At 69.5% G+C, this 20,765-nt stretch carries 16 protein-coding genes; 11 read left to right on the top strand and 5 right to left on the bottom strand.

Annotated features, from left to right (window positions below; all coding sequences use genetic code 11):
* Window positions 1-72: 72 nt before the first annotated feature.
* A complete protein-coding gene (locus J2S53_RS10515; RefSeq protein WP_456240815.1) occupies window positions 73-372 on the bottom strand; it encodes an MGMT family protein in 300 nt (99 codons plus the stop codon).
* Window positions 373-463: 91 nt separating this feature from the next.
* On the opposite strand from J2S53_RS10515, the gene J2S53_RS10510 reads away from it, so the two are divergent.
* From J2S53_RS10510 to J2S53_RS10500, 3 genes are all read left to right on the top strand, one after another.
* Window positions 464-3,688, top strand: a complete 3,225-nt coding sequence (locus tag J2S53_RS10510; protein WP_456240814.1) for an ATP-dependent helicase — start codon at window positions 464-466, stop codon at window positions 3,686-3,688.
* The gene (locus J2S53_RS10505) at window positions 3,685-7,179 is read left to right on the top strand and encodes an ATP-dependent helicase (RefSeq protein ID WP_456240813.1); all 3,495 of its coding nucleotides are present in this window, start codon (window positions 3,685-3,687) and stop codon (window positions 7,177-7,179) included. Before J2S53_RS10510 ends, J2S53_RS10505 begins: the two co-directional genes overlap by 4 nt.
* Before the next feature lie 149 nt (window positions 7,180-7,328).
* Complete coding sequence (locus tag J2S53_RS10500) at window positions 7,329-7,943, top strand: hypothetical protein (RefSeq protein WP_092978545.1); 615 nt, start codon at window positions 7,329-7,331, stop codon at window positions 7,941-7,943.
* A gap of 16 nt (window positions 7,944-7,959) precedes the next feature.
* Here J2S53_RS10500 and J2S53_RS10495 read toward each other — a convergent pair whose 3' ends face one another.
* The 3 genes from J2S53_RS10495 to J2S53_RS10485 all read right to left on the bottom strand — a co-directional run bounded on the left by J2S53_RS10495 (window position 7,960) and on the right by J2S53_RS10485 (window position 10,335).
* Complete coding sequence (locus J2S53_RS10495) at window positions 7,960-8,526, bottom strand: hypothetical protein (protein ID WP_092978547.1); 567 nt, start codon at window positions 8,524-8,526, stop codon at window positions 7,960-7,962.
* Window positions 8,527-8,590: 64 nt separating this feature from the next.
* The gene (locus tag J2S53_RS10490) at window positions 8,591-8,962 is read right to left on the bottom strand and encodes a DoxX family protein (RefSeq protein WP_456240812.1); all 372 of its coding nucleotides are present in this window, start codon (window positions 8,960-8,962) and stop codon (window positions 8,591-8,593) included.
* A 206-nt stretch (window positions 8,963-9,168) separates the two neighbouring features.
* The gene (locus tag J2S53_RS10485) at window positions 9,169-10,335 is read right to left on the bottom strand and encodes a glycoside hydrolase family 43 protein (protein WP_456240811.1); all 1,167 of its coding nucleotides are present in this window, start codon (window positions 10,333-10,335) and stop codon (window positions 9,169-9,171) included.
* A 455-nt stretch (window positions 10,336-10,790) separates the two neighbouring features.
* Between J2S53_RS10485 and J2S53_RS10480 the strand changes: the two genes are divergently transcribed.
* The 3 genes from J2S53_RS10480 (at window position 10,791) to J2S53_RS10470 (ending at window position 12,445) form a co-directional block, all read left to right on the top strand.
* Window positions 10,791-11,777, top strand: a complete 987-nt coding sequence (locus J2S53_RS10480; RefSeq protein ID WP_456242766.1) for a potassium channel family protein — start codon at window positions 10,791-10,793, stop codon at window positions 11,775-11,777.
* A gap of 174 nt (window positions 11,778-11,951) precedes the next feature.
* Complete coding sequence (locus J2S53_RS10475) at window positions 11,952-12,206, top strand: hypothetical protein (RefSeq protein ID WP_456240810.1); 255 nt, start codon at window positions 11,952-11,954, stop codon at window positions 12,204-12,206.
* A gap of 5 nt (window positions 12,207-12,211) precedes the next feature.
* Window positions 12,212-12,445: a hypothetical protein gene (locus J2S53_RS10470; RefSeq protein ID WP_245780190.1), complete on the top strand. Its 234-nt coding sequence runs from the start codon at window positions 12,212-12,214 to the stop codon at window positions 12,443-12,445.
* 18 nt (window positions 12,446-12,463) lie between these two features.
* On the opposite strand, the gene J2S53_RS10465 is transcribed toward J2S53_RS10470, so the two are convergent.
* Window positions 12,464-13,423 carry a neutral zinc metallopeptidase gene (locus J2S53_RS10465; RefSeq protein ID WP_456240809.1) on the bottom strand — a complete coding sequence of 320 codons (960 nt, stop codon included), beginning with the start codon at window positions 13,421-13,423 and terminating at the stop codon, window positions 12,464-12,466.
* Window positions 13,424-13,937: 514 nt separating this feature from the next.
* On the opposite strand from J2S53_RS10465, the gene J2S53_RS10460 reads away from it, so the two are divergent.
* From J2S53_RS10460 to J2S53_RS10440, 5 genes are all read left to right on the top strand, one after another.
* Window positions 13,938-14,390, top strand: a complete 453-nt coding sequence (locus J2S53_RS10460) for a hypothetical protein (RefSeq protein ID WP_456240808.1) — start codon at window positions 13,938-13,940, stop codon at window positions 14,388-14,390.
* Window positions 14,391-14,638: 248 nt separating this feature from the next.
* On the top strand, window positions 14,639-15,961 hold the full coding sequence (locus tag J2S53_RS10455) for a M16 family metallopeptidase (RefSeq protein ID WP_456240807.1): 1,323 nt from the start codon (window positions 14,639-14,641) through the stop codon (window positions 15,959-15,961).
* Window positions 15,958-17,325 (top strand): M16 family metallopeptidase, encoded by a 1,368-nt coding sequence (locus J2S53_RS10450; RefSeq protein ID WP_456240806.1) that lies wholly within the window; start codon window positions 15,958-15,960, stop codon window positions 17,323-17,325. Before J2S53_RS10455 ends, J2S53_RS10450 begins: the two co-directional genes overlap by 4 nt.
* Window positions 17,322-18,269, top strand: coding sequence for an NAD(+) diphosphatase (gene nudC / locus J2S53_RS10445; protein ID WP_456240805.1), 948 nt, complete (start codon window positions 17,322-17,324; stop codon window positions 18,267-18,269). Before J2S53_RS10450 ends, nudC begins: the two co-directional genes overlap by 4 nt.
* A gap of 181 nt (window positions 18,270-18,450) precedes the next feature.
* Window positions 18,451-20,571: an ATP-dependent DNA helicase UvrD2 gene (locus tag J2S53_RS10440; protein ID WP_456240804.1), complete on the top strand. Its 2,121-nt coding sequence runs from the start codon at window positions 18,451-18,453 to the stop codon at window positions 20,569-20,571.
* Window positions 20,572-20,765 lie beyond the last annotated feature (194 nt).

Below are 20,765 nucleotides of genomic sequence, written 5' to 3'. Positions count from 1 at the left end.
TCCTTCGCCCGTGACGGGGCCTTCGCTCGCGGTGGGCCTTCGCCCGTGGTGGGCGGGTCGGTCACGACCGGTCTACTGCTCCGACTCGGGTTCCCATCGATAGCGGCGCATGTCGACCCTGCCGTTGTCGGCGAGAACTCCCTCGGTCCGCAGTTCCGCGAGCTGTCGGTGCCGCAACTGCTCGGCCACCGTTCCGTTCGAGCGCAGTACGCGGTGCCAGGGAAGGTCGGCACCGTCCTCGGCCAGGATTCGTCCCACCAGCCGCGCCGAACGTATTCCGGCCTGTCGGGCCACGTCGCCGTAGCCGAGCACTCTACCGGCGGGGATCCCGGCGACCACATCCCGCACCCGCTCCCACGTCCGCTCGTCCATCCGACCAGTCTCGCACGGGAACCGGTGATGTCCGCGACACGCTCCTGACCAGGTTCGCTGGGCGGTAGCTCCCACATGGTTACATCGAAGAGTGGCGACATTCTCCGCACCGACTCTCGTGCGCTCCACCGCCCCGGCGGTCGAGCAGTGTGACTGGTCCGAGGCGGGACGTCGTGTGTTACGGCACGAGGACGGTTTCCTGCGTGTTCTCGGCGGTCCCGGAACGGGGAAGACGACCCTACTGGCCGAAGTGGTCGTCGATCGGTTGGCGAGCGGCCGGGCCGACGCCGACAACACCCTCGTGCTGGCATCGAACCGCACCAACGCGGCGTTGCTGCGCAGTGCCATCAACAGCAGGTTGCTGTCCGCCGGAGTCGACATCAGCACCGGCGGGGGGCAGTTGGTACGCACCGTGCACTCCTATGCGTACGGTGTGCTGCGGTTGCTGGCGGCACGCGACGGGAAGCCGCAGCCGAAGCTGCTCAACGGCCCCGAGCAGGACCTGTGGATCCGTGAACTCCTCGCCGGTGACATCGAGGACCAGGTCGACCACTGGCCGGATTCGTTGCGTGCCGCCCTGGGTACCGAGGGTTTCGTCGGTGAGCTCAGGGATCTGCTGCTGCGTGCCGCCGAACGCGGGGTCGGGCCGGATCGGCTGGTTCGGCTCGGCAGGCACCACGAACGTCCCGAGTGGGTGGCCGCCGGTGTTTTCGGCGCGCAGTACGAACGTGTGCGGCGACTCGCAGGTGCTTCCGGTGAGACCGCCGCTCCGCTGGACGCGGCGGAACTGGTCTCCACCGCGCTGCTCGCGCTCGACAACGATCCCGACCTGCTGCGTACCGAACGGGCCAGGGTGCGGCACCTGCTGGTCGACGACGCGCAGAACCTGGATCCCCAGCAGTACCGACTCTGCCGCCGTCTCGGTGACACCGCCGCGGAGTTCCTGCTGGTCGGTGACCCGGATCAGGCGGTGTTCTCCTTCCGCGGCGCCGATCCGCGCTGTCTGTCCGAAGCCGACCCCGACGGTGACCGGACCAGCGTGCTCACCACCGGTCACCGCATGTCGCGACGTATCCGCACCGCCGTCCGAAGGTTGTTGACGAGGCTGCCGGGTGCGGGTGAGCAGCGCGGGCTGACGGGACCGGAGTCCGCCGAGACCACCGATGGCGCGGAACCGGACGGTGCCGAGCCCGACTCCGGCGGTTCGGTGCGGGTACGACTGCTGGCGTCCCAGGCGCAGCAGGCCGCGTGGGTGGCGGACCAGCTTCGCCGTGCCCACCTGCTGCGGGGAGTCGCGTGGTCGGACATGGCCGTCATCGTCAAGTCCACCGGACTGTCGCTGCCGGTGCTGCGCAGAGCGCTGCTGGCCGCCGGCGTGCCGCTGGTACTCGACGACGAGGAACTGCCGCTCGCCCAGCGTCCCACCGTGCGGCCGTTGCTCACCCTGCTGCGCTGTGCCGCGCGTCCATCCGATCTGGACTCGGAGACCGCGGAGTACCTGCTGGGCTCGATACTGGGCGGGGCCGATTCGCTCGCGCTGCGTCGGTTGCGCCGGGGTCTGCGCAGGCTGGACCAGGCCGCCGGCAACGACCGTCCCAGCGGGGAGCTGCTGGTCGAGGCGCTGTGGCAACGGGACGCGCTCACCGCGCTGCGGGACGTCGCCGCCGAGCCCGCCCGAAGAGTGGCAGCGCTGCTGGCATCGGCGACCCGCTCCTGCCAGGATCGGCGCAGCGTCGAGGAAACACTCTGGGAGGTGTGGCGCGAGAGCGGAGTGGAACGGACCCTGTTGTCCCGTTCCGAACGCGGCGGGGTGCACGGCGCGCGGGCCGATCGTGACCTCGACGCCGTGGTCGCGCTGTTCGAGGAGGCCGCCCGCTACGTCGACAGGCTGCCCGGTGCGGACGCGGCCGCCTTCGCGGATCACCTGGCCGGCCAGCGGATCTCCGGCGACTCGTTGGCGCCGCGCGCACCCACCGGGGACGGTGTGGCGGTGCTGACCGCGCACGCCTCGGTCGGCAGGGAGTGGGAAGTGGTCGCCGTTCCCGACGTGCAGGAGGGCATCTGGCCGGACCTGCGGCTGCGTGGCTCACTGTTGGGGACGGAACGGCTCGTGGACGTGCTGTCCGGGCTGGACTCCGACGAGGTGGTTTCCGCCTCGGCGCCACTGCTGGCCGAGGAACGGCGGCTGCTGCTCGTGGCGGCCAGCCGCGCCCGCGGGAGTCTGCTGGTCAGCGCGGTACGCGGTGAGGACGAGCAGCCCTCCCGGTTCCTGGACGAGCTGGACGGCCTCGCCGACGAGCCGGAAGCGGCCGAGCGCCCCGTGTCCACTCCGGAACGCGGACTGAGCCTGCCCGAGCTGGTGGGCGAACTGCGCAGGGTGGTCACCGACGGCGGGACGGAGCCCGCGCGACGCGAGCGGGCCGCCGGCCAGCTCGCCAGACTCGCGCGGGCCGGCGTGCCCGGTGCCGACCCCGACACCTGGTACGGCCTGCCCGAACCCTCCAGCACGGCTCCGCTGGTCGACGGCGCCGAACCGGTTCGGGTGACACCGTCCACGGTCGACGTACTCGCCACCTGCCCGCTACGCTGGATGATCGAGCGCCACGGCGGCAGGGACGCCGCCGAGCTGGCCTCGGTGGCGGGCACCGTGGTGCACGCCCTGGTGCAGGCGGCCGCGGAGGGAGCGGATCGCGAGCACCTGGAACAGGCACTGGATCGGGCGTGGGAATCGGTCGACGCGGGTGCCCCCTGGTACTCCCGCCGCGAACGCGAACGGGTCAGGTCCATGTTGGACTCCTTCCTGAACTGGCTGCGGCAGTCCCGCGCCGAACTCACACAGCTCGGGGTGGAACACGATCTGGACCTGAAGATCCCCGCCCGGGAGGACGGTCCGTGGCTGCGCCTGCGCGGCAGGGTCGACCGGCTCGAGGCGGACGAGCGGGGCAGACCAGTCGTCATCGACGTCAAGACGTCCAAGACCCCGGTCAGCAAGGACAGCGCCGAACAGCACACCCAGCTCGCGGTGTACCAGCTGGCGGCGGCGCTGGGCGCCTTCGGCTCGGACGGGGAGACGCAACCGGGCGGGGCGCGGTTGTTGTATGTGGCCAAACCCGACTCCCGTGACGGTGCGGCCACCGAGCGGGGCCAGAGCGGGCTCGGTGAGGAGGGCTTCCGGGTCTGGCTGGACGTGATCCACGACGCCGCGGCAGCCAGCACCGGCCCCGGGTTCCTCGCGGTGGAGAACTCCGACTGCGCCCGGTGTCCGGTGCGCACCAGCTGTCCGGTTCGTTCCGAGGGAAGGCAGGTCGGACAGTGATCACGCCGCAGCGCATCGCCCAGGCGCTCGGGATGCCCACACCCACCGAGGAACAGGCGGCAGTGGTCGGAGCGCCCGCCCGGCCCGCGCTGGTCGTGGCCGGGGCGGGGGCGGGCAAGACCGAGACGATGGCCGCCAGGGTGCTCTGGCTCGTCGCCAACCGGATCGTGACGCCCGAGCGGGTACTGGGGTTGACGTTCACCCGCAAGGCGGCACGACAGCTCTCCGACCGGGTGCGGGCCAGGCTGCGGCGACTGGCGGGATCCGGGCTGCTGGAGGAGGTGGACCCCTCGGGAACGCTGCGCTCGGTGGTGCTGGCCGAGGAGCCCACGGTGCTCACCTACCACTCCTACGCGGGCAGAATCGTCTCCGAGCACGGGCTGCGTGTTCCCGTGGAGCCGGGTGCCAGGCTGCTTCCCGGCACGGCCTCCTGGCAGCTGGCGCACAGTGTCGTCTCGAACTGGACCGAGGACCTCGACACCGACCGGGTTCCGTCCACCGTGACCGCGAACGTGCTCTCGTTGGCGGGGGAACTGGCCGAGCATCTGGTCGAACCGGAGCGGGTACGCGACCACGCGGAGCTGCTCACCGGAATACTGGACAACGCGCCCCGCGAGAAGGGACAGCGGACCGACCCGCCGCAGGAACTGCGACGGATCCGCTCCGCCCAGCAGCTGCGTGCCGCGCTGTTGCCGCTGGTCGAGGCTTACACCAGGCGAAAGCGCACCGACGGCGCCATGGATTTCTCCGACCAGATGTCGCTGGCGGCCCTGTTGGCGCGGCGCCACCCGGAAGTGGCGCTCGGCGAGCGCGAGCGGTTCGCGGCCGTGCTGCTGGACGAGTACCAGGACACCGGGCACTCGCAACGTGTGATGCTGCGCTCGCTGTTCGGCGACTCCGCGAGCACGCCCCCACTGCCGGTCACCGCGGTGGGAGACCCCGCGCAGGCCATCTACGGTTGGCGCGGCGCCAGTGCGGCGAACCTGCCCAGATTCACTACCGATTTCCCCGACCGGGATGACGAGAAGGAGCGCGGCGGGGAGCACAGCGGTGTTCACGACGGAGAGCACGGCGGCGACCGGGAGGGGGACCGACAGGACTCCGCCGAGCCGGACGCCACATCCTCCCGGCAGACTCCCGCCGCGCGGTACGGCCTGCTGACGAGCTTCCGCAATCCGGCCGGGATCCTGCGGTTGGCCAACGTCGCCGCCGAACCGTTGCGCGAGTCGGGATTGGACGTCGAACCACTGCGTGCCAGGGACGACGCGCCACCCGCCGATGTCCGCGCCGCACTGCTCGGCGACGTGCGCGCGGAGCGTCGCTGGGTGGCGGAACGACTGGCGCTGCGTTGGCACGAGGCGGTGGCGCGGGACGGCGAGCCGCCTACCGCCGCCGTGCTGGTACGGCGCCGAGCCGACATGGCCGAGATGGCCGACGCGTTGCGCGCCGAGGGACTGCCGGTCGAGGTGGTCGGGCTCGGCGGTCTGCTGGACGAGCCGGAGGTGCGGGATCTGGTCAGTGCGCTGCGGGCGCTGGTGGACCCGCTGGCCGGAACCGCGGCCGTGCGGTTGCTGACCGGTTCCCGGTGGCGCATCGGAGCCGCGGACCTGGCAGCGCTGTCGGCTCGGGCGAGCGAGCTCGGGGCGCGTACTGCTCCGGGTGAGGAGGGCGGTGACGTCGACGAAGCGCTCGCCGCCGCCCTTCCCGGCGAACAGTCCGAACAGGCCGGTCTGGTGGACGCGATCGACGATCCGGGTGAGCACACGCGCTACTCGGCCGAGGGGTATCGCCGTATCGCCAGACTGGGCAGCGAGCTCGCCTCGCTGCGGCAGCGGCTGGAGCAGCCCCTGCCGGAGTTGGTGGCCGACGTGGAGCGCACCCTGCTGCTGGACATCGAGAGCATGTCCCGGACCGACGGGGTCGGCAGGGCCCACCTGGACGCCTTCTCGCGGGTGGTGACCGAGTTCGCCACCGCGACTCCCACGGCGACGCTTCCGGCGCTGTTGGACTATCTCACCACGGCAGAACACGCCGAGGACGGCTTGGAGCCGGGCGAGGTCGAGGTGGCGGAAGGCCGTGTCCAGTTGCTGACCGTCCATTCGGCCAAGGGGCTGGAGTGGCAGTTGGTGGCCCTGCCGCACCTGGTGGCCGATGTGTTTCCCGGCAAACGCAAGTCCTCCTGCTGGTTGCGCTCGGTCCCCGAACTTCCCCCCGAACTGCGCGGTGACGGGGCCGATCTGCCCGTGCTGGACGCGCAGCGGCTCGCCGGTATGACCCGCAAGGAACTGCAGCGGGAGCTGCGTGAGCACGACGAGGAGTTCGAGCAGCGGCGTCTGACCGAGGAGCGCCGGTTGTTCTACGTGGCGCTGACCCGTTCGGAGCGGACGCTGTTGCTCTCCGGGCACTGGTGGGCCGAGAGCGGACGCGAACCAAAGGGACCGTCCACCTTCCTCACCGAGGCGGCACGGCAGCTGGGCGGTTCCCCGGCGGAACTCGCGGGCAGCGAGCTGGGGCACAGCGAGTTGGAGCACTGGGAGCCCGAGCCGGACGAGACGGCGGAGAACCCGCTCGCCGAGATCGAGCGCAGTGTGCGATGGCCCGTCGACCCGCTGGGGAGCCGCCGGGGCGAGGTCGCCGAAGGAGCCGACCTGGTTCGTCGCGCGATGGTGGAAGCAGCGGCGGAGAGCGCCGCCTCGGCTTCCGAGGCGGGGGAAGCGGAACGACTCACCGAGGCCGAACCGGACGGCGAGGCCCCGGTGGACGACTCGTCGGCGGAAGAGCCGCCGTCGGACGAGCGGCGGTTCGATGACGAGGAGACGGCGCGGTGGCGGCGCGACGTCGACGTGCTGCTAGCGGAACGCGACCGTGCCGCGCGGGGTGAACGGGTGCTGTTGCCGGAACAGCTCTCGGTGAGTCAGTTGGTGGAGCTCGCCGATTCCCCCGAGGCGTTCGCGCGGAAACTGCGTCGCCCGTTGCCCACCCGTCCCAATCCGGTCACGCGGCGCGGCACCGCCTTTCACACGTGGCTGGAGCGACGGTTCACCTCCGACGCGTTGCTGGAGGTGGACGAGCTGCCAGGTGCGGGGGACGACTCGGCACCGCCGGAGGAGGATCTGGAACGGCTGCGCGCGGCTTTCCTGGACAGCGAATGGGCCGAGCGTACTCCCCACCGGATCGAGGTTCCGTTCGAGACGCGTATCGCCGGGGTGGTCGTACGCGGGCGGATGGACGCCGTGTTCGCGGATGCGGACGGGGGTTGGACCGTGGTCGACTGGAAGACCGGCGCGGTGCCGGACGAGCACCGGATGCCCACCGCGGCGGTGCAGCTGGCAGCCTACCGACTGGCCTGGTCGGAGATGACCGGTGTTCCGCTGGAGCGGGTTCGCGCGGCCATGCACTACGTACGCCACGACCGCACGTTGTATCCCGCCGACCAGCACGACGCGGAAGGACTCCGCAAGCTCATCCTGACGGTGCCGTCCGAGAGTTGACCGGGGCCCGCCCCGATGCCGCGAGGAGCGCCACCGGGCCGGGAAGAAACCCCGATCGGGATGGAACCTCCCCGGTCAACGATTCGAAAACCACACTTTCGAGTGGCTCAGCTTGTCTCGGGTGTGGATCACGCAGGAATATGCCCGCGATGGCGCAGAACACGGAGAACAGGCTGGACGCCTCCATGCAGCAAGAGGTGTCCGTGGACGAGGACGTCCTCGCGTTGCGCGCACCGCTGGTGCTGGTGCGGCGGAACGATCAGGGTGAGTGGATCTTCGAGGGGCCGGGCGAGTCCCCCCGGCCCACGGTGCGAACCGTGCTCGGTGCCGTGGTCAACGCATGGCCGCACGTCTCGGCGCTGGCCGAGTTGGAACCGGGGTCCGCCGCGGTGTGGTCCTGGGACAACCACGGCTGGACGAGCGAGTTCGAGTGCACCTGCGGCGAGTGCGAGCAGCCGGTGGCCACGGATCTGGATCGCCGTACCTGGCCCGGTGAGCTGGATCCCGAGGATCTCGTCAGCGTGGAGGAGACGGCGCTCTCGGGGCAGGAGGTGCTCACCAACATCCTCTACACCTCCGGCAGGATCGCGATGCTCGGTCCCGGCGAGCAGCACCGCACCAGTGACCAACTGGCCTCGGTGGCGATGGCCAACGTGATTCGCCGTTGGCCCCACACCATGCGTGCGCTGTGCTCGGTGCGCTCCGGCTATCTGCTGCGGTGGAACGCGGAGAGCCTCAACTGGCACGAGTACGAGGCGGTCTGATCACCCGGCGTCGATTTCACGGGAAATCGGCGCCCCCACCCTCGGTGGTGTTGGAGGTGCTCTCGGTGCTGTGGAACTCCTGCCGCAGCACTCGCTGGTACAGCAGTTCCAACAGCCATCTCTCGAACAGCGAGGTGCCGAACTCGGCTCTGCGGTCCTCCGGGGACAGCACGAGTCTGGCGGGGCCGTCCCGGTAGGTGGTGACGGCGCCGATGCCGTAGTAGTCCAGCTCGGTGAGTGCCCAGGGCCGGTAGGGGTGGTCCCCGGGAAGCACCGCCGCGCACGGGGCGATCGTGAGCAGTGTTCCGCACGCTCTGGTGGCTCGCCGGGCCTTCGAGACGCGCACCATCACACCGATCAGGTCGACGGCGGGCACCGGTACCTGCTCGGGACCGTCGGGTTCGGCCCAGGCGTGCACACCGGAGGGCTCCGCCTGTGGTGGCCAGTCGTGCGCGGTGCGCCACTGGTGCACATCGGGGCGAAGCCGCGTGACGGCTGTGAAACGGGAGCCGAGTACCTCCACATTCGACACGAGATGACCGTGCCAGCCCAGTACGCGGGCCGCGTGCTCGAACTGCTGCACCTATGAATGGTAAGCAGGAAGGCTCAGCGTTCAACAACTCCGCACGTGCGAGATTACGAAAGCGTTACCGACCGGTGTTCCTGCGTACGCGTAGCGACCACTGGATCAGGGGCAGCTGCAGGGGGAGCCTGGCGTAGGCCACGAAGCGTAGCGGAGTGCTCCGATCGCGGTAGTCCAGTGCCATCTTGACGTTGGCCGGGAAAACGGCCGCGAACAGGGCGCTGGTGGCCGAGGCTCCTGCCCGCCGGGTCCGGGGGTGCGCCACGGCGGCGGCGCATCCCAGTTCCGCTGCTCCGGAGAGGTAGGTCCAGCCGCGCGGCGAGCCGGGCAGGCGGCGCGGCACGATCGAGTCGAACGGGCGTGGCAGCAGGAAGTGCAGCGCCCCGGTGAGCGTGAGCGAGCCCGCCAGCACAGTTGCAGAACTTGGGCGTTTCATAACGGCTACCGTGGCACGGAATCGCGTCGTCGGCAATCAACGACGTGCGGTGATCCGGTTTCGGGTGTCGTGAATCAGTGCGGCCAACTCGTCTCCGATCGCGCGACCGGAGACGAGTTGGCCGCTTGTTCGAGCTGGATCTCAGTGTGGATGTCGGCGGGAGGTTCGCCCGTGCGTCGGCACCACGGAAACCGCGGCAACAGGTGCTACCGATTCCCGTACTCGGTGCGCAGCCGTTGCAACTCGTCGGCGGTGACCGGGAGCACGGTGCCGTGTCGCGGGCTGTCCGGCAGGTCGTAGTTCTCCGGGATGGTCCACTCGCCGGAGTCCAGGTCGGTGGTCTCGAACGGGACGTAGCCACGACCACCGAACTCGTCGATGAACATGTACCACTTGTCCTCGGTGTTGGACTCGAAAACGGTCGGCCCCTCACCGCGGCTGATTCCCGGTTCGGAACCCGATGGCTTCCCGACGCAGTCCGCGATGAGCTCGTAGTCGGTGCTGCGCAGGTTCGGTGACTTCTCCGCGGTGATGTACTTGCCGCACGGGGCGGCGCCGGAGTTGGCTCGCTCGTCCTTGGTGAACCGGTAGTAGGTGCCGTCCTCCGAGACCACGGTGGAATCGATCACCGAGTGGCCGGGGTCCTGCCACACCCTCGGCTCGCTGAAGGTGTGGAAGTCGCGGGTGGTCGCGTACATCATGCGGTTGTAGCTGTCGCCGGTGTGGTTCGGGTCGTCCGCGTCGTACAGCTTGGACGCCCAGAACACCACGTAGGCGTCGATCGACTCGTCGTAGTAGGCCTCCGGAGCCCAGGTGTTGCCCGCGTTGTCGGGTGCCACCCGGACGTGGCGCTGTTCGGACCAGTGGACCAGGTCGGTCGATTCCCAGACCTCGATGTGCTTGCTGCCGTGCCGTTGTGCCTCGTCCCAGTTCCCGTCGCCGTGCATCCTCAGGTCGGTGGCGATGAGGTAGAACTTGTCACCCTCGGGCGAGCGAATGATGAACGGGTCCCGGACCCCGTTCTCGCCCTTGGTGGAAGTCAGCACGGGGTCACCGTTGTTGAGCTCGTCCCAACGCAGCGCGTCGTTGCCCCGGCTGACGGCGAAGTGCACCTGCTCGCCGTCGGCGCTGCCCGCTCCGGTGAAGTAGGTGAACAGGTAGCCCTTCTTCGGTCTCCGCTCCGGCAGCGGCGGAGCTTTCTCACGTTCCTCGTCGGGATCGTGCGCGGTCGGCCCGTGCGCCGTCGATGTCGTCCCCTCGGCCACGCCGGTTCCGAGCGGGGCGAGTGACACTCCACCGAGCAGCGACGACAACGCCAGAGCGGTGTACGCGGACGCCGCTCGTATTCCGGTGCGAAACGAATTTCCTGGCATGCGCGAAATGTCCCCAACCTGAGTCGGTTCGACGGGTGTTTCTGTCGTGCGGTGCGATGCGCGGTCCGAAAACGCCGTGACGATCGGGGTCTGCTCCGGGATGGATTCCCGTCCTCCAACCGGGAGAATCTGTTCGGAATTCCGAACGTTGTTCGAAAATGTAATGCGCGGACCGCGTACGAGTCAACGGCGGAGCGTGTCGATATCGATCAAGCCCGTGAGGTCCACGCGAGCACGTGTTCCGCTCGGGGGAAGGATTCGGCACCGGCGAAAACGCTCCCGGGGAGCGCGAGTACCCCTTCGCCGCCGGGGCGTTACCGTTTCCGCCCGTGGACAAGCACAAGGGCCGACCCGCGCGACTCGGACGTCGTTCGCTGTCCGGACGTCGCTCCGAGGCAGCGCTGACCGACCGCCTGACGGACCGTCCGGACCACGCGCTGGTCGGGGTGGTTCGAATGCCCGCCACCGCCATCGGTCCGGTCAAATCGATCGTGCGCAGGGTGATCGGCGCCAGTCTGGCGCTCGCCGTCACCGTGCTGCTGGTGTATCTCGACCGGGGCGGTTACAGCGACACCGACGGGACCCCGTTGAGCGTGCTGGACGCGTTGTACTACGCGACGGTCTCGCTCTCCACCACCGGCTACGGGGACATCGCCCCGGTGAGCACTTCGGCGCGCCTGGTCAACGTGCTGGTCATCACGCCGCTGCGGGTGCTGTTCCTGATCGTGCTGGTCGGAACCACACTGGAAGTGCTCACCGAACGTTCCCGCCAAGCGTTCAAGATCCAACACTGGAGGTCCAGGGTGCGCGACCACGTCGTCGTGATCGGTTATGGCACCAAGGGCAGGTCCGCGGTGACGGCCCTGCTCGGAGAGGGGGCCGAAGCGGGCAACATCGTCGTGGTGGACACCGAGCCCACCGCGTTGGAGGCCGCGTCCTCACTGGGCCTGGTGACCGTCAACGGCTCCGGCACCAGATCGGACGTGCTGCGGGTCGCCGGAATCCCGCGGGCGCGTGCCGTGGTGGTGGCCCCACCGCGGGACGACACCGCCGTGCTGGTGACGCTCACCGCCAGGGAACTGGCTCCCAAGGCGCAGATCGTGGCCGCGGTGCGCGAGGCGGAGAACGTCCACCTGCTGCGGCAGTCGGGGGCCGATTCCGTGGTCATCTCCAGTGAGACCTCGGGCAGGCTGCTGGGGATAGCCACTTCCACGCCCTCGGTCGTGGAGATGTTCGAGGACCTGCTCAGCCCGGACCTCGGGCTGGCCATCGCGGAGCGCGAGGTCGAGCGCACCGAAGTGGGAGGATCGCCGCGCCATCTCTCCGACATCGTGCTCGGGTTGGTCCGTGAGGGACAGCTCTACCGGGTGGACGCTCCGGAGGCCGACGCGATCGAGGCGGGCGACCGGCTGCTCTACGTCAAGAAGGTCGCCACCGCCTGAACGGGCATCCGTCGTGGAGCGACGATTCAAGCCGACGGCTAACAAGATGCCCACTGTCGTGATCTAGTCACGGTTCGTCGATCTGCCGATACTCATGGTGATATGTGGAACAGGGGGGGCATCCCCAGGTTCGTTCCGCGTACGCCGTGGCGGAACGTGTCGGGAGGTGAAGCGGTGACCGAGTACTCGACGGAACGTCCCAGCATCTACTGGGTGAAATCGGAGGGCGACCCGAATCAGCACGCCACGATGGACATACCTCCGAGTCGGGGTGGTCCGGTGGAGCCCCTCGGCCGGCACGCCTCGGTCGATGCTCCGCCCGCCGTCGATCCCCGGCAGTACCAGATGGCCCACAACCGGCCGTTCTGCGAGGAGTGTTTCACCGCCTATCTGAAGTTGCCCACCGCTCGGCCCACTTGGAAGCACTGATCCCGATGGAGACACACCACTACTGGTTGCCCGTGAGCAGTCGTAGCTCCACTCGCCTGGTCCGTCACGCCTTCCGGGGTAAACGTTGGCAGGGCAGAGCCTCGGACACCTCGGTCTGCGGCGTGCAGTGCGCCATGGCCGAGCCCAGTGAGCTCGACTGGTTCCAGGCGCCGACATGCTGGGACTGCACGAACATCCTGATCGAGGAGCAGGAAGAGGCCGATGCCGCCCTCGAATGAGCGAAGCCGGTCGTCGGCTCAGGACACTTCGGATTCCTCGGCCCGCCATGTGTTGCACTCGGTGATCCGGTTCGTGCGGAATCCCCGGTGCGCCCAGAGCCTGTTGTGTTCCGTGCTGCCGTGGCTGCGGGCCTCACCTGCCTGGTCGCCCCGGTTGCTCGCGTCACGCAGCGCGGACATGACGTGGTCGTTGTTCACTCCGCCGTGCTGCAACGCGGCCAGTGCCTGCCCGCCGTAGCAGGTTGCCTGCAGCTCGTTCCTGCGCGAGAGTTCGAGTCCTTCGGAGGTTTCGGCGCCGCCCGCCTCGTGCACCGCTCTGCCGTACCCCTCGCTTATCCCGGTCGTTCCCTGGATGGCGTGGCCGAACTCGTGCGCGAACTGCCCCAGGTAAGGGCCGGCGGTTTCACGTCCCTCGATGCGCGAGTAGTGCCTGGCTGTCCAGTAGATCGTGTGGTCGCCGCCGCAGTACATGGCGGTCCGCTCCCAGCCCCGATCGCCGCAGGGGCTGTGCACGTCTCCGTTCGTCACGACCACGTCCGGAGTCTTCACCGGAAGGTTCGCCTCGCGCAGTGCCGGGGTCCACATTTCCATCAGGCACGGTGTCAGCGACCGGAGGAAAGCACGCTGTGCGGCCGTGTCCGTGTCGAAGGCGGGCAGGTCGCACTCGGTGTCGACCGCCCCGTTCCCCGGGATGTTGAACGGGTGCTCACCGAGCGAGGTGACCGGGTGGGGGCGCATCCCGGTGGTAGTGCGTTCGGAGCGTCCGGTCCTCGCCGGACCGCGCTGCCGGCGATCCTCCTCCAACGCGTGTTCGGGTGCCGGATGACTGTCCGTCGTCGGGTCCGTGGTCGGAAGCGGTGAGGGATCGACCGGGGAGATTCCGATCTCGTCGTCGCCGTACTGCTCGTAGCCGCGCTCGCTCGCCTCCGTACCGAAATCCGGAAGCAGCCCCGCCGACGAGAGGAACAGCAGAACCACGCCACTCAGGACAGCCACGACGACGGCTACGGCGCCGACTCCGTCGCTCGTCCGAGGAGTGCGGTACGCCTCCGGGCGATTCGGGTCGGTTCCGGAGCCGTTCACCGGGACATCGGGCTCGTGCGGCGGCTGTGGGCGCTGTGGTGGAGTCATGGAAGCGTGTTGTCGGCCTACTCCGGCACTGTCCGCTGTGGACTGATCTGTGGACTGTTTCGTCGTTCGTGTTCCGGTCCGCTGCTGTGCTTCCGGCGAGCCTAACTCCCGATCGGTGTCGTTCGGTGTCCTGCCGCCGAATCAACAGTGACCGGTCGGCTCGCGGACCGAGCGGTTTTCCGGTAGGTGACGACTGGTGATCCGGCCCGCCGCCCCTTGCCGGGACTGCTGGACTGCCCTGACCGGGATCGTTGGGCCTCCGACATGGCACGGGGCCGTCCCGGGGAACACGTCCCACCCCGCGCGCCGTCGTGACCGAGTTGCGAGTCGGGGAGCGCGGTTCCTCTGCGAGGATCGCGTCGTGGCGCGAGGGCGTGGTTCCGCATCGGTGTTGTTGATCCTGGTGGTGCTGTTATCGGTCGGGATCGGAGCGGTGGTGATCGCTTGGTGGCCGCTGACCGACGCGTTCGGCGATGACACCACGGTGCGGACGCGCCGCACCACCGCGACGGTGGTCCAGTCCGCCTCCTGCGCGGAACGCGGCGCGCACGACCTGGTGGAGCTCACGGCGGACGGAGACGCGACCCGCGTCCCGTTCGACGGCTGCGGTCATTCCGAGGGGACGCGATTACGGGTCCGGGTGCCCGAACCGCTGGGAGACGACGCGCTCGCGCGTCCGGTCGACGCCGAACACGGGACCGGCGGCGCCGGACTGAGCGGGCGGCTCGGTCGGGTGCTGCTGGTGCTCGCGGCCCTCTCCGGCGCCGGGTACGTACTGCTGCTGCGTTCCGCCCGCCCTCGAGAGCCGGGTTAGGCTCACTCGATCCCGTTCTCCGTCTCACCCTCCGTTTTCCGACGTGGCTCACCGTGCTCACGGGGTGCCACTGCCCCGGCGGTGTTGCTCCCGCCGCCGTATCCTGGCGTCCAGCCTTCGGTGGAATCTCCACGGGAATTCCGCCCATCGATCACGCGACCGGGTGGACGATTCGTCCGATCTCGGACACGCCGAGTGTTCAGCAGGGTGCTCACCGCTAGGGCTTCCCGCGCACGTAGGCTGAGGGCATGGTCGAACCGCAACCGCATCGCGTCACCCTGCCCAACGGGCTGCGCGTGGTGCTCGCACCGGATGCCGAACCGGGCTCCACCGCACCCGGTGGGCCTCCGGTGGTCGGAGTCAGCGTGCACTACGACGTGGGCTTCCGTTCCGAGCCGGAAGGCCGAACCGGCTTCGCTCACCTGTTCGAACACCTGATGTTCCAGGGCAGCGAGAGTCTCGAGAAACTCGCGCACTTCCGTCACGTGCAGGGGTCCGGCGGAATCTTCAACGGTTCGACGCATCAGGACTACACGGACTACTTCCAGGTACTGCCCTCCAACGCGCTGGAGCGCGCGCTGTTCCTGGAAGCCGACCGGATGCGTGCTCCCCGGCTCACCGAGGAGAACCTCCGCAACCAGGTGGACGTGGTCAAGGAGGAGATCCGGCTCAACGTCCTCAACCGTCCCTACGGCGGGTTCCCGTGGATTCTGCTGCCGCCCGTGCTCTACTCCACGTTCGCCAACGCCCACAACGGATACGGTGACTTCACCGATCTCGAACGAGCCACCGTCGACGACTGCGCCGCGTTCTTCGACACCTACTACGCCCCCGGGAACGCGGTACTGACCATCACCGGCGACATCGACGTCGACCACGCCACCGACCTGGTTCACAAGCACTTCGGGGACGTGCCCGCCCGTTCGGTGCCGGAACGTCCCTCCTTCGCGGAACCCGCTCCGTCGGGCGAGTCGCGGGATCGGCACCAGGATCCGCACGCCCCGCTGCCCGCGGTGGCGCTGGGGTACCGCCTGCCCGATCCGGTCGGTGAGCTGGACGAGTACCTCGCCAACGTCGTGCTCGCCGCCGTGCTCAGCGACGGTGACGCCTCCCGGCTGCAGCAGCGGCTCGTCTACCGCGACTCGCTGGTGGTGGACGTGCACGCGGGCGCGGGGTTGATGGGAGCTCCCCTCGACGCACGCGATCCGGACACCTTCACCATCACGGCCATCCACAGCCCGGAGGTGGCCACCGACCGCGTCGTCGACGCCGTCGACTCCGAGCTGGAGCGGTTGGCGACCGAAGGTCCCACGGCCGAGGAACTCTCCAGAGTGACCGCGCGGTGGTCCGCCGGACTGCACCGTGATCACGACCGGCTGGTTTCGCGCACCCTGGACCTCGGCAGCACCGAACTGCTGCACGGGCGCGCCGAACTCGTCGGGGAACTTCCCGCCAGGGTCGGCGCGGTCACCGCCGAGGAAGTGGCCTCCGCGGCCAAGGCGCTCCGGCCGGAAGCCCGCGCCGTTCTGGAAATCGAACCCACCGGCGACGCCGACGGAGGTGCCGCATGACCAGCGCGACCCATCGCAGTGCCGAGCGGATCGGACACACCGAGCAGGGACCGCGGCCGCTGCCGCCGCTGGCCGAGCCGCGTGCGGGCAGGCAGCCCGAGACAGTGGACACCGTGCTGGAGAACGGGCTGCGGGTTATCGCGGCGCGCCACGGCGCGGTGCCGATGGTCGAGCTGCGGCTGCGGATTCCCTTCGCCGGTGAGGACGCCGCCCACCCGGCCAGGGCCGAAGTGCTCGCCGAGACCCTGCTCACCGGGACCGAACGTCGGGACCGGGTGCGCATGGACACCGACCTCGCCGCGGTCGGCGGCACGTTGCAGGCCGTGGTCGACCCCGAACGGCTCAGCATCACCGGGGACGCGCTCGCCAGCGGGATGGAAACCCTCCTCGACGTGCTCACCGACGCGCTGACCGAGGCTTCCTACCCGGAACACGAGGTCTCGGGCGAGCGGGACCGGCTGGTCGAGCGGATCACGGTCGCCCGTTCCCAGCCCCGCACCATCGCCCGCGAGGAGTTGCAGTACCACCGCTACGGTGACCACCCGTTCGCCAGGGAGGTGCCGCAGGCCGCCGATGTGGCCGAGGTGACCCCCGAACAGGTGAGGCAGTTGCACCGGGACGCGGTCCTGCCGCGCGGCTCCACGCTGGTGCTGGTCGGCGACATCGACCCCGAGGCGACCGTGGAGACCGTGCGCCGCATGACTTCCGGCTGGCAGGCGGCCGGGGCGGCTCGTGAACTCCCGGCGCTGCCCGAGGTGGTCGGCGGCGACGTCCGCCTGGTGCACCGGGAGGGCGCGGTGCAGTCGCAGCTGCGGTTCTCCGCCCAGGCGGTCCCCCGAACCGACGAACGCTATCCGGCGCTGCAGATCGCCAACCTGGTCTTCGGCGGCTACTTCTCCTCACGTCTGGTGGAGAACATCCGCGAGGACAAGGGCTACACCTACGGCGCGCACTCCACGTTCGAGTTCACTCCGGACAACGGCACGATCCTGGTGGACGCCGACACCGCCAGCGAGGTCACCGCGGCGGCGCTGCTGGAGATCCGTTACGAGCTCGGCAAACTCGCCCTGGTCCGGCCGAGCGAGGCCGAGGTCGAGTCCGCGCGGCAGTACGCCATCGGCGGGTTGCTGACCTCGACCTCCTCGCAGTCCGGCCTCGCCTCGATGCTGATGAACGTCGCGGCTCTCGGACTGGGGCAGGACTGGTTGTCCGAACACCCCGACCGGCTGCGTGCGGTCACTCACCAGCAGGTGGCCGAGGCCGCGCGCTGGTACGTGCCGACCGCGTTCACCGGGGTCGTGGTGGGAGACGCCGAACAACTCGGGGAACAGCTGCGTGGCCTCGGTGGTGTGACGCTGCCGTGACGACCTGCTCGGAGTTCGGTTCGGCATCGGAACGTGCCGCGGCCGAGGCGTTCCAGCTCGACAGCACACCGCTGCTGTCCCGTTCATCCGTGGCGCTGTCCGACCAGCAACGGGACGATCCGGAACACGCGGCGACCCTGTGGTCCGGTGGGCGGGTGCTGCCCGTCGACCAGCGCGGCCGCGCTCCACTGGAGCCGAGCGGACGACTCGCCTGGCACCGGCCGGACGAGTTCTCCGACCACGGTGGCCACGCCGTACTGCTGGGCACGCACGACGGAGTGGCCCACTGGGGTGTCCGGGTACGCCCCCGCGATTCCGGAGCCGACTGGCAGGGGCTGCGCGCGGTGGGCGAGTGGTTGGGCGACGTGGAGGCAGCCCTGCTCACCACCGCGGTGGGGCTGCTCGCCTGGCACGATCGTGCCCGTTACTGCGCGCTGTGCGGTGCCGGAACCGAACGCATCCGCAGCGGTTGGGCCAGACGCTGCACCGGGTGCGGACACGAGGAGTACCCGCGCACCGACCCCTCCATGATCTGTCTGGTGCACGACGGTGCCGATCACGTGCTCCTCGCGCGCCAGGTCGTCTGGCCCGCCGAGCGGTTCTCGGTGCTGGCCGGATTCGTGGAGATGGGCGAGTCCCTGGAAGGGTGCGTGAGCCGCGAGGTCCACGAGGAGGTCGGGGTACCGGTCTCCGACATCAGGTACCTGGGTAGCCAGCCCTGGCCCTTCCCGCGATCGCTGATGATGGGCTTCTCGGCCGTCGCGGACCCACGCGAGCCGTTACGGCCGGCACCCGGCGAGATCGCCGAGGCGCACTGGGTCTCGCGGGAGCACGTACGCGCGGCTCTGGGGCACGAGGAACCGGTCGACGGTCTGTGGCTGCCCCCGGGCATATCGATCGCGCACCGCATGCTGCGCGGCTGGGCCGACGCCGGTCCGGTGTAGTTCCGGCGTGGCGAACGGGCCCGCGAAGAGTCCGCACCCGTGAAGTGGGTTCCGGGACGACTTTCCCGGGGAGCTCGGCGGTGTGCGTCCTCCCGGAGGAGGTGTCGGTGGCGAGGTGCGTGCCGCGTTCGCGGCGGGTGTGTCGGTCGCCACTCGTCGCGTTTCTGCGAGGATTCCCGGCATGACCGATCAACCGGGCCTGCTGGAAGGTCTCGATCCGCAACAGCGTGCCGCGGTGACGGCTCCGCGCGGTCCGGTCTGCGTGCTGGCGGGCGCGGGGACGGGCAAGACCCGTACGATCACCTACCGCATCGCCTGGCTGGTGCGGCGCGGCCTGGTCGTCCCGCAGCAGGTGTTGGCCGTGACCTTCACCGCGCGCGCGGCGGGCGAGATGCGTACCAGGTTGCGCGGTCTCGGTGCCCACGGAGTTCAGGCGCAGACCTTCCACGCGGCCGCTTTCCGACAACTGCGGTACTTCTGGCCGAGGGTGATCGGCGACGAGCTGTGGCCGCTGACCGAGCAGAAGTTCCGGTTGGTCACCCAGGCCGCGGGCAGGCTGCGGCTGGCCACCGACCAGGACTCGGTGCGCGATCTGGCCACCGAGATCGAGTGGGCCAAGGCGACGCTGCTCACCCCCGAGCACTATCCGGCGGCCGCCGCTGAGCGAGGACGCGAGTGCCCGGTTCCGCCGGAACACTTCACGAAGGTCTTCGAGGGCTACGAGAAGCTCAAGAACTCGGCGAAGGTGCTGGACTTCGACGATCTGCTGCTGCACATCGCGGCCATCCTGGAGGAGAACACCGAGGTGGCCGAGCAGTTCCGCGCGCAGTACCGCAGCTTCGTGGTGGACGAGTACCAGGACGTCACCCCGTTGCAGCAGCGAGTGCTCGATGCCTGGCTCGGGCAGCGTGACGACCTCACCGTGGTGGGCGATGCCAATCAGACGATCTATTCGTTCGCCGGTGCTTCGCCCCGTTGGCTGGTCGACTTTCCGCTGCGCTACCCGAACGCCGAGGTGGTCAAGCTGGAACGCGACTACCGTTCCACACCGCAGGTGGTCACCCTGGCCAACCGGGTCATCGGCGCCGCGAGTCCGGATCGGGGAGCGGAGGGGGAGAACACCGGGTCGTCGGGAACCGAACTCACCCTGGTGGGGCAGCTACCCGACGGGCCCGAACCGGAGTTCGCCGCGCACGACGACGAGGCCGAGGAGGCGCGTGCGGTGTCCCGCCGGATCGCCCGGCTGGCGGGCAACGGGGTGCCGTTCTCCGAGATGGTCGTGCTGTACCGCGTGAACGCGCAGTCGGAACTGTACGAGCAGACCCTGTCGGAGGCCGGTATCCCCTACCAGGTTCGCGGCGGCGAGCGGTTCTTCGCGCGCACCGAGGTGCGGCAGGCGATCACCGCGCTGCGCGGCGCGGCGAACCGGGGGAACACCGGGCCCGGTGAGCTTCCCAAGGTGGTGCGTGAGGTCCTTTCCGAGGTCGGCCTGACCGAACGGGCTCCTTCCGGCGGTGCCGCGCTGGAACGGTGGCAGTCGTTGAACGCGCTGGCCGAACTCGCCGACGAGCTGGCGGGACAGGTGGAGCAGGCCGACCTGACGCACTACGTGGCCGAGCTCGACACCCGTGCGTCCGCGCAGCATCCCCCCACGGTCGAAGGGGTCACGCTCGCCTCGCTGCACGCCGCCAAAGGGCTGGAATGGGACACGGTGTTCCTCGTCGGGCTCGTGGAGAAAACGCTGCCGATCCAGTACGCCGACGGGGACGAGGACGCCGTCGAGGAGGAGCGGCGGTTGTTCTACGTGGGAGTGACACGGGCCCGGCAGCGGGTTCGGCTGTCCTGGTCGACCTACCGGGGTCAGGGCGGTGGCCGCAAACGCCGACGCAGTCGGTTCCTGCGTGAGCTCGACCCCGCCGAGAACTCCGCCCCGGCCCCGAAGTCGAAGCGGCGGGAGAAGTCGGCCGGTTCCCGGCGGGTTCGCGAGGTTCACTGCCGGATCTGCTCGACACCGCTGACCGCGACCGCCGATGTGAAGCTGGGGCGCTGCTCCGGTTGTCCCTCGGACGCGGACGAGGAACTGCTCACGAAACTGCGCGGCTGGCGCACCGAGCGGGCACAGCAGCTGCGGGTACCCGCCTACGTGGTGTTCAGCGATGCCACGCTGCTGGCCATAGCGGAACAGCGACCGGACGATTCCGAGGCGCTGAGCAGGATCTCGGGAGTGGGAGCGACCAAACTGGAGCGGTTCGGGTCCGATGTGCTCGGACTCGTCAACGGGAGCGATCACAGCGGCGGTTAGCGGAAGCGGTGGGTAGGACCTGTCACCTCACTTCGCGGGAGGTCCGCCCACGGCCCCGCCGATCCTCCCCACGGTGATTCCGGAACCGGGTGGGTAACTCGTGCCGCATTCGGTCCCGCGTGGGCGGGCTCGGTGCGGTGTGCTCCGCGCCGGTGGTCCCCGGTTGTCCGGTCAGGACGCCGACCGGCCGGTGA

The sequence above is a fragment of the Actinopolyspora lacussalsi genome, assembly GCA_030803735.1.
Taxonomy (GTDB): Bacteria; Actinomycetota; Actinomycetes; order Mycobacteriales; family Pseudonocardiaceae; genus Actinopolyspora; species Actinopolyspora lacussalsi.
This window is presented reverse-complemented; position numbering and strand designations above follow the sequence as displayed.

Coding starts and splice junctions, on each gene's coding strand:
- J2S53_RS10515 (WP_456240815.1), bottom strand. CDS start 372: ATGGACGAGCGGACGTGGGAGCGGGTGCGGGATGTGGTCGCCGGGATC.
- J2S53_RS10500 (WP_092978545.1), top strand. CDS start 7,329: ATGGCGCAGAACACGGAGAACAGGCTGGACGCCTCCATGCAGCAAGAG.
- J2S53_RS10490 (WP_456240812.1), bottom strand. CDS start 8,962: ATGAAACGCCCAAGTTCTGCAACTGTGCTGGCGGGCTCGCTCACGCTC.
- J2S53_RS10485 (WP_456240811.1), bottom strand. CDS start 10,335: ATGCCAGGAAATTCGTTTCGCACCGGAATACGAGCGGCGTCCGCGTAC.
- J2S53_RS10480 (WP_456242766.1), top strand. CDS start 10,791: ATGCCCGCCACCGCCATCGGTCCGGTCAAATCGATCGTGCGCAGGGTG.
- J2S53_RS10470 (WP_245780190.1), top strand. CDS start 12,212: ATGGAGACACACCACTACTGGTTGCCCGTGAGCAGTCGTAGCTCCACT.
- J2S53_RS10455 (WP_456240807.1), top strand. CDS start 14,639: ATGGTCGAACCGCAACCGCATCGCGTCACCCTGCCCAACGGGCTGCGC.
- J2S53_RS10450 (WP_456240806.1), top strand. CDS start 15,958: ATGACCAGCGCGACCCATCGCAGTGCCGAGCGGATCGGACACACCGAG.
- J2S53_RS10440 (WP_456240804.1), top strand. CDS start 18,451: ATGACCGATCAACCGGGCCTGCTGGAAGGTCTCGATCCGCAACAGCGT.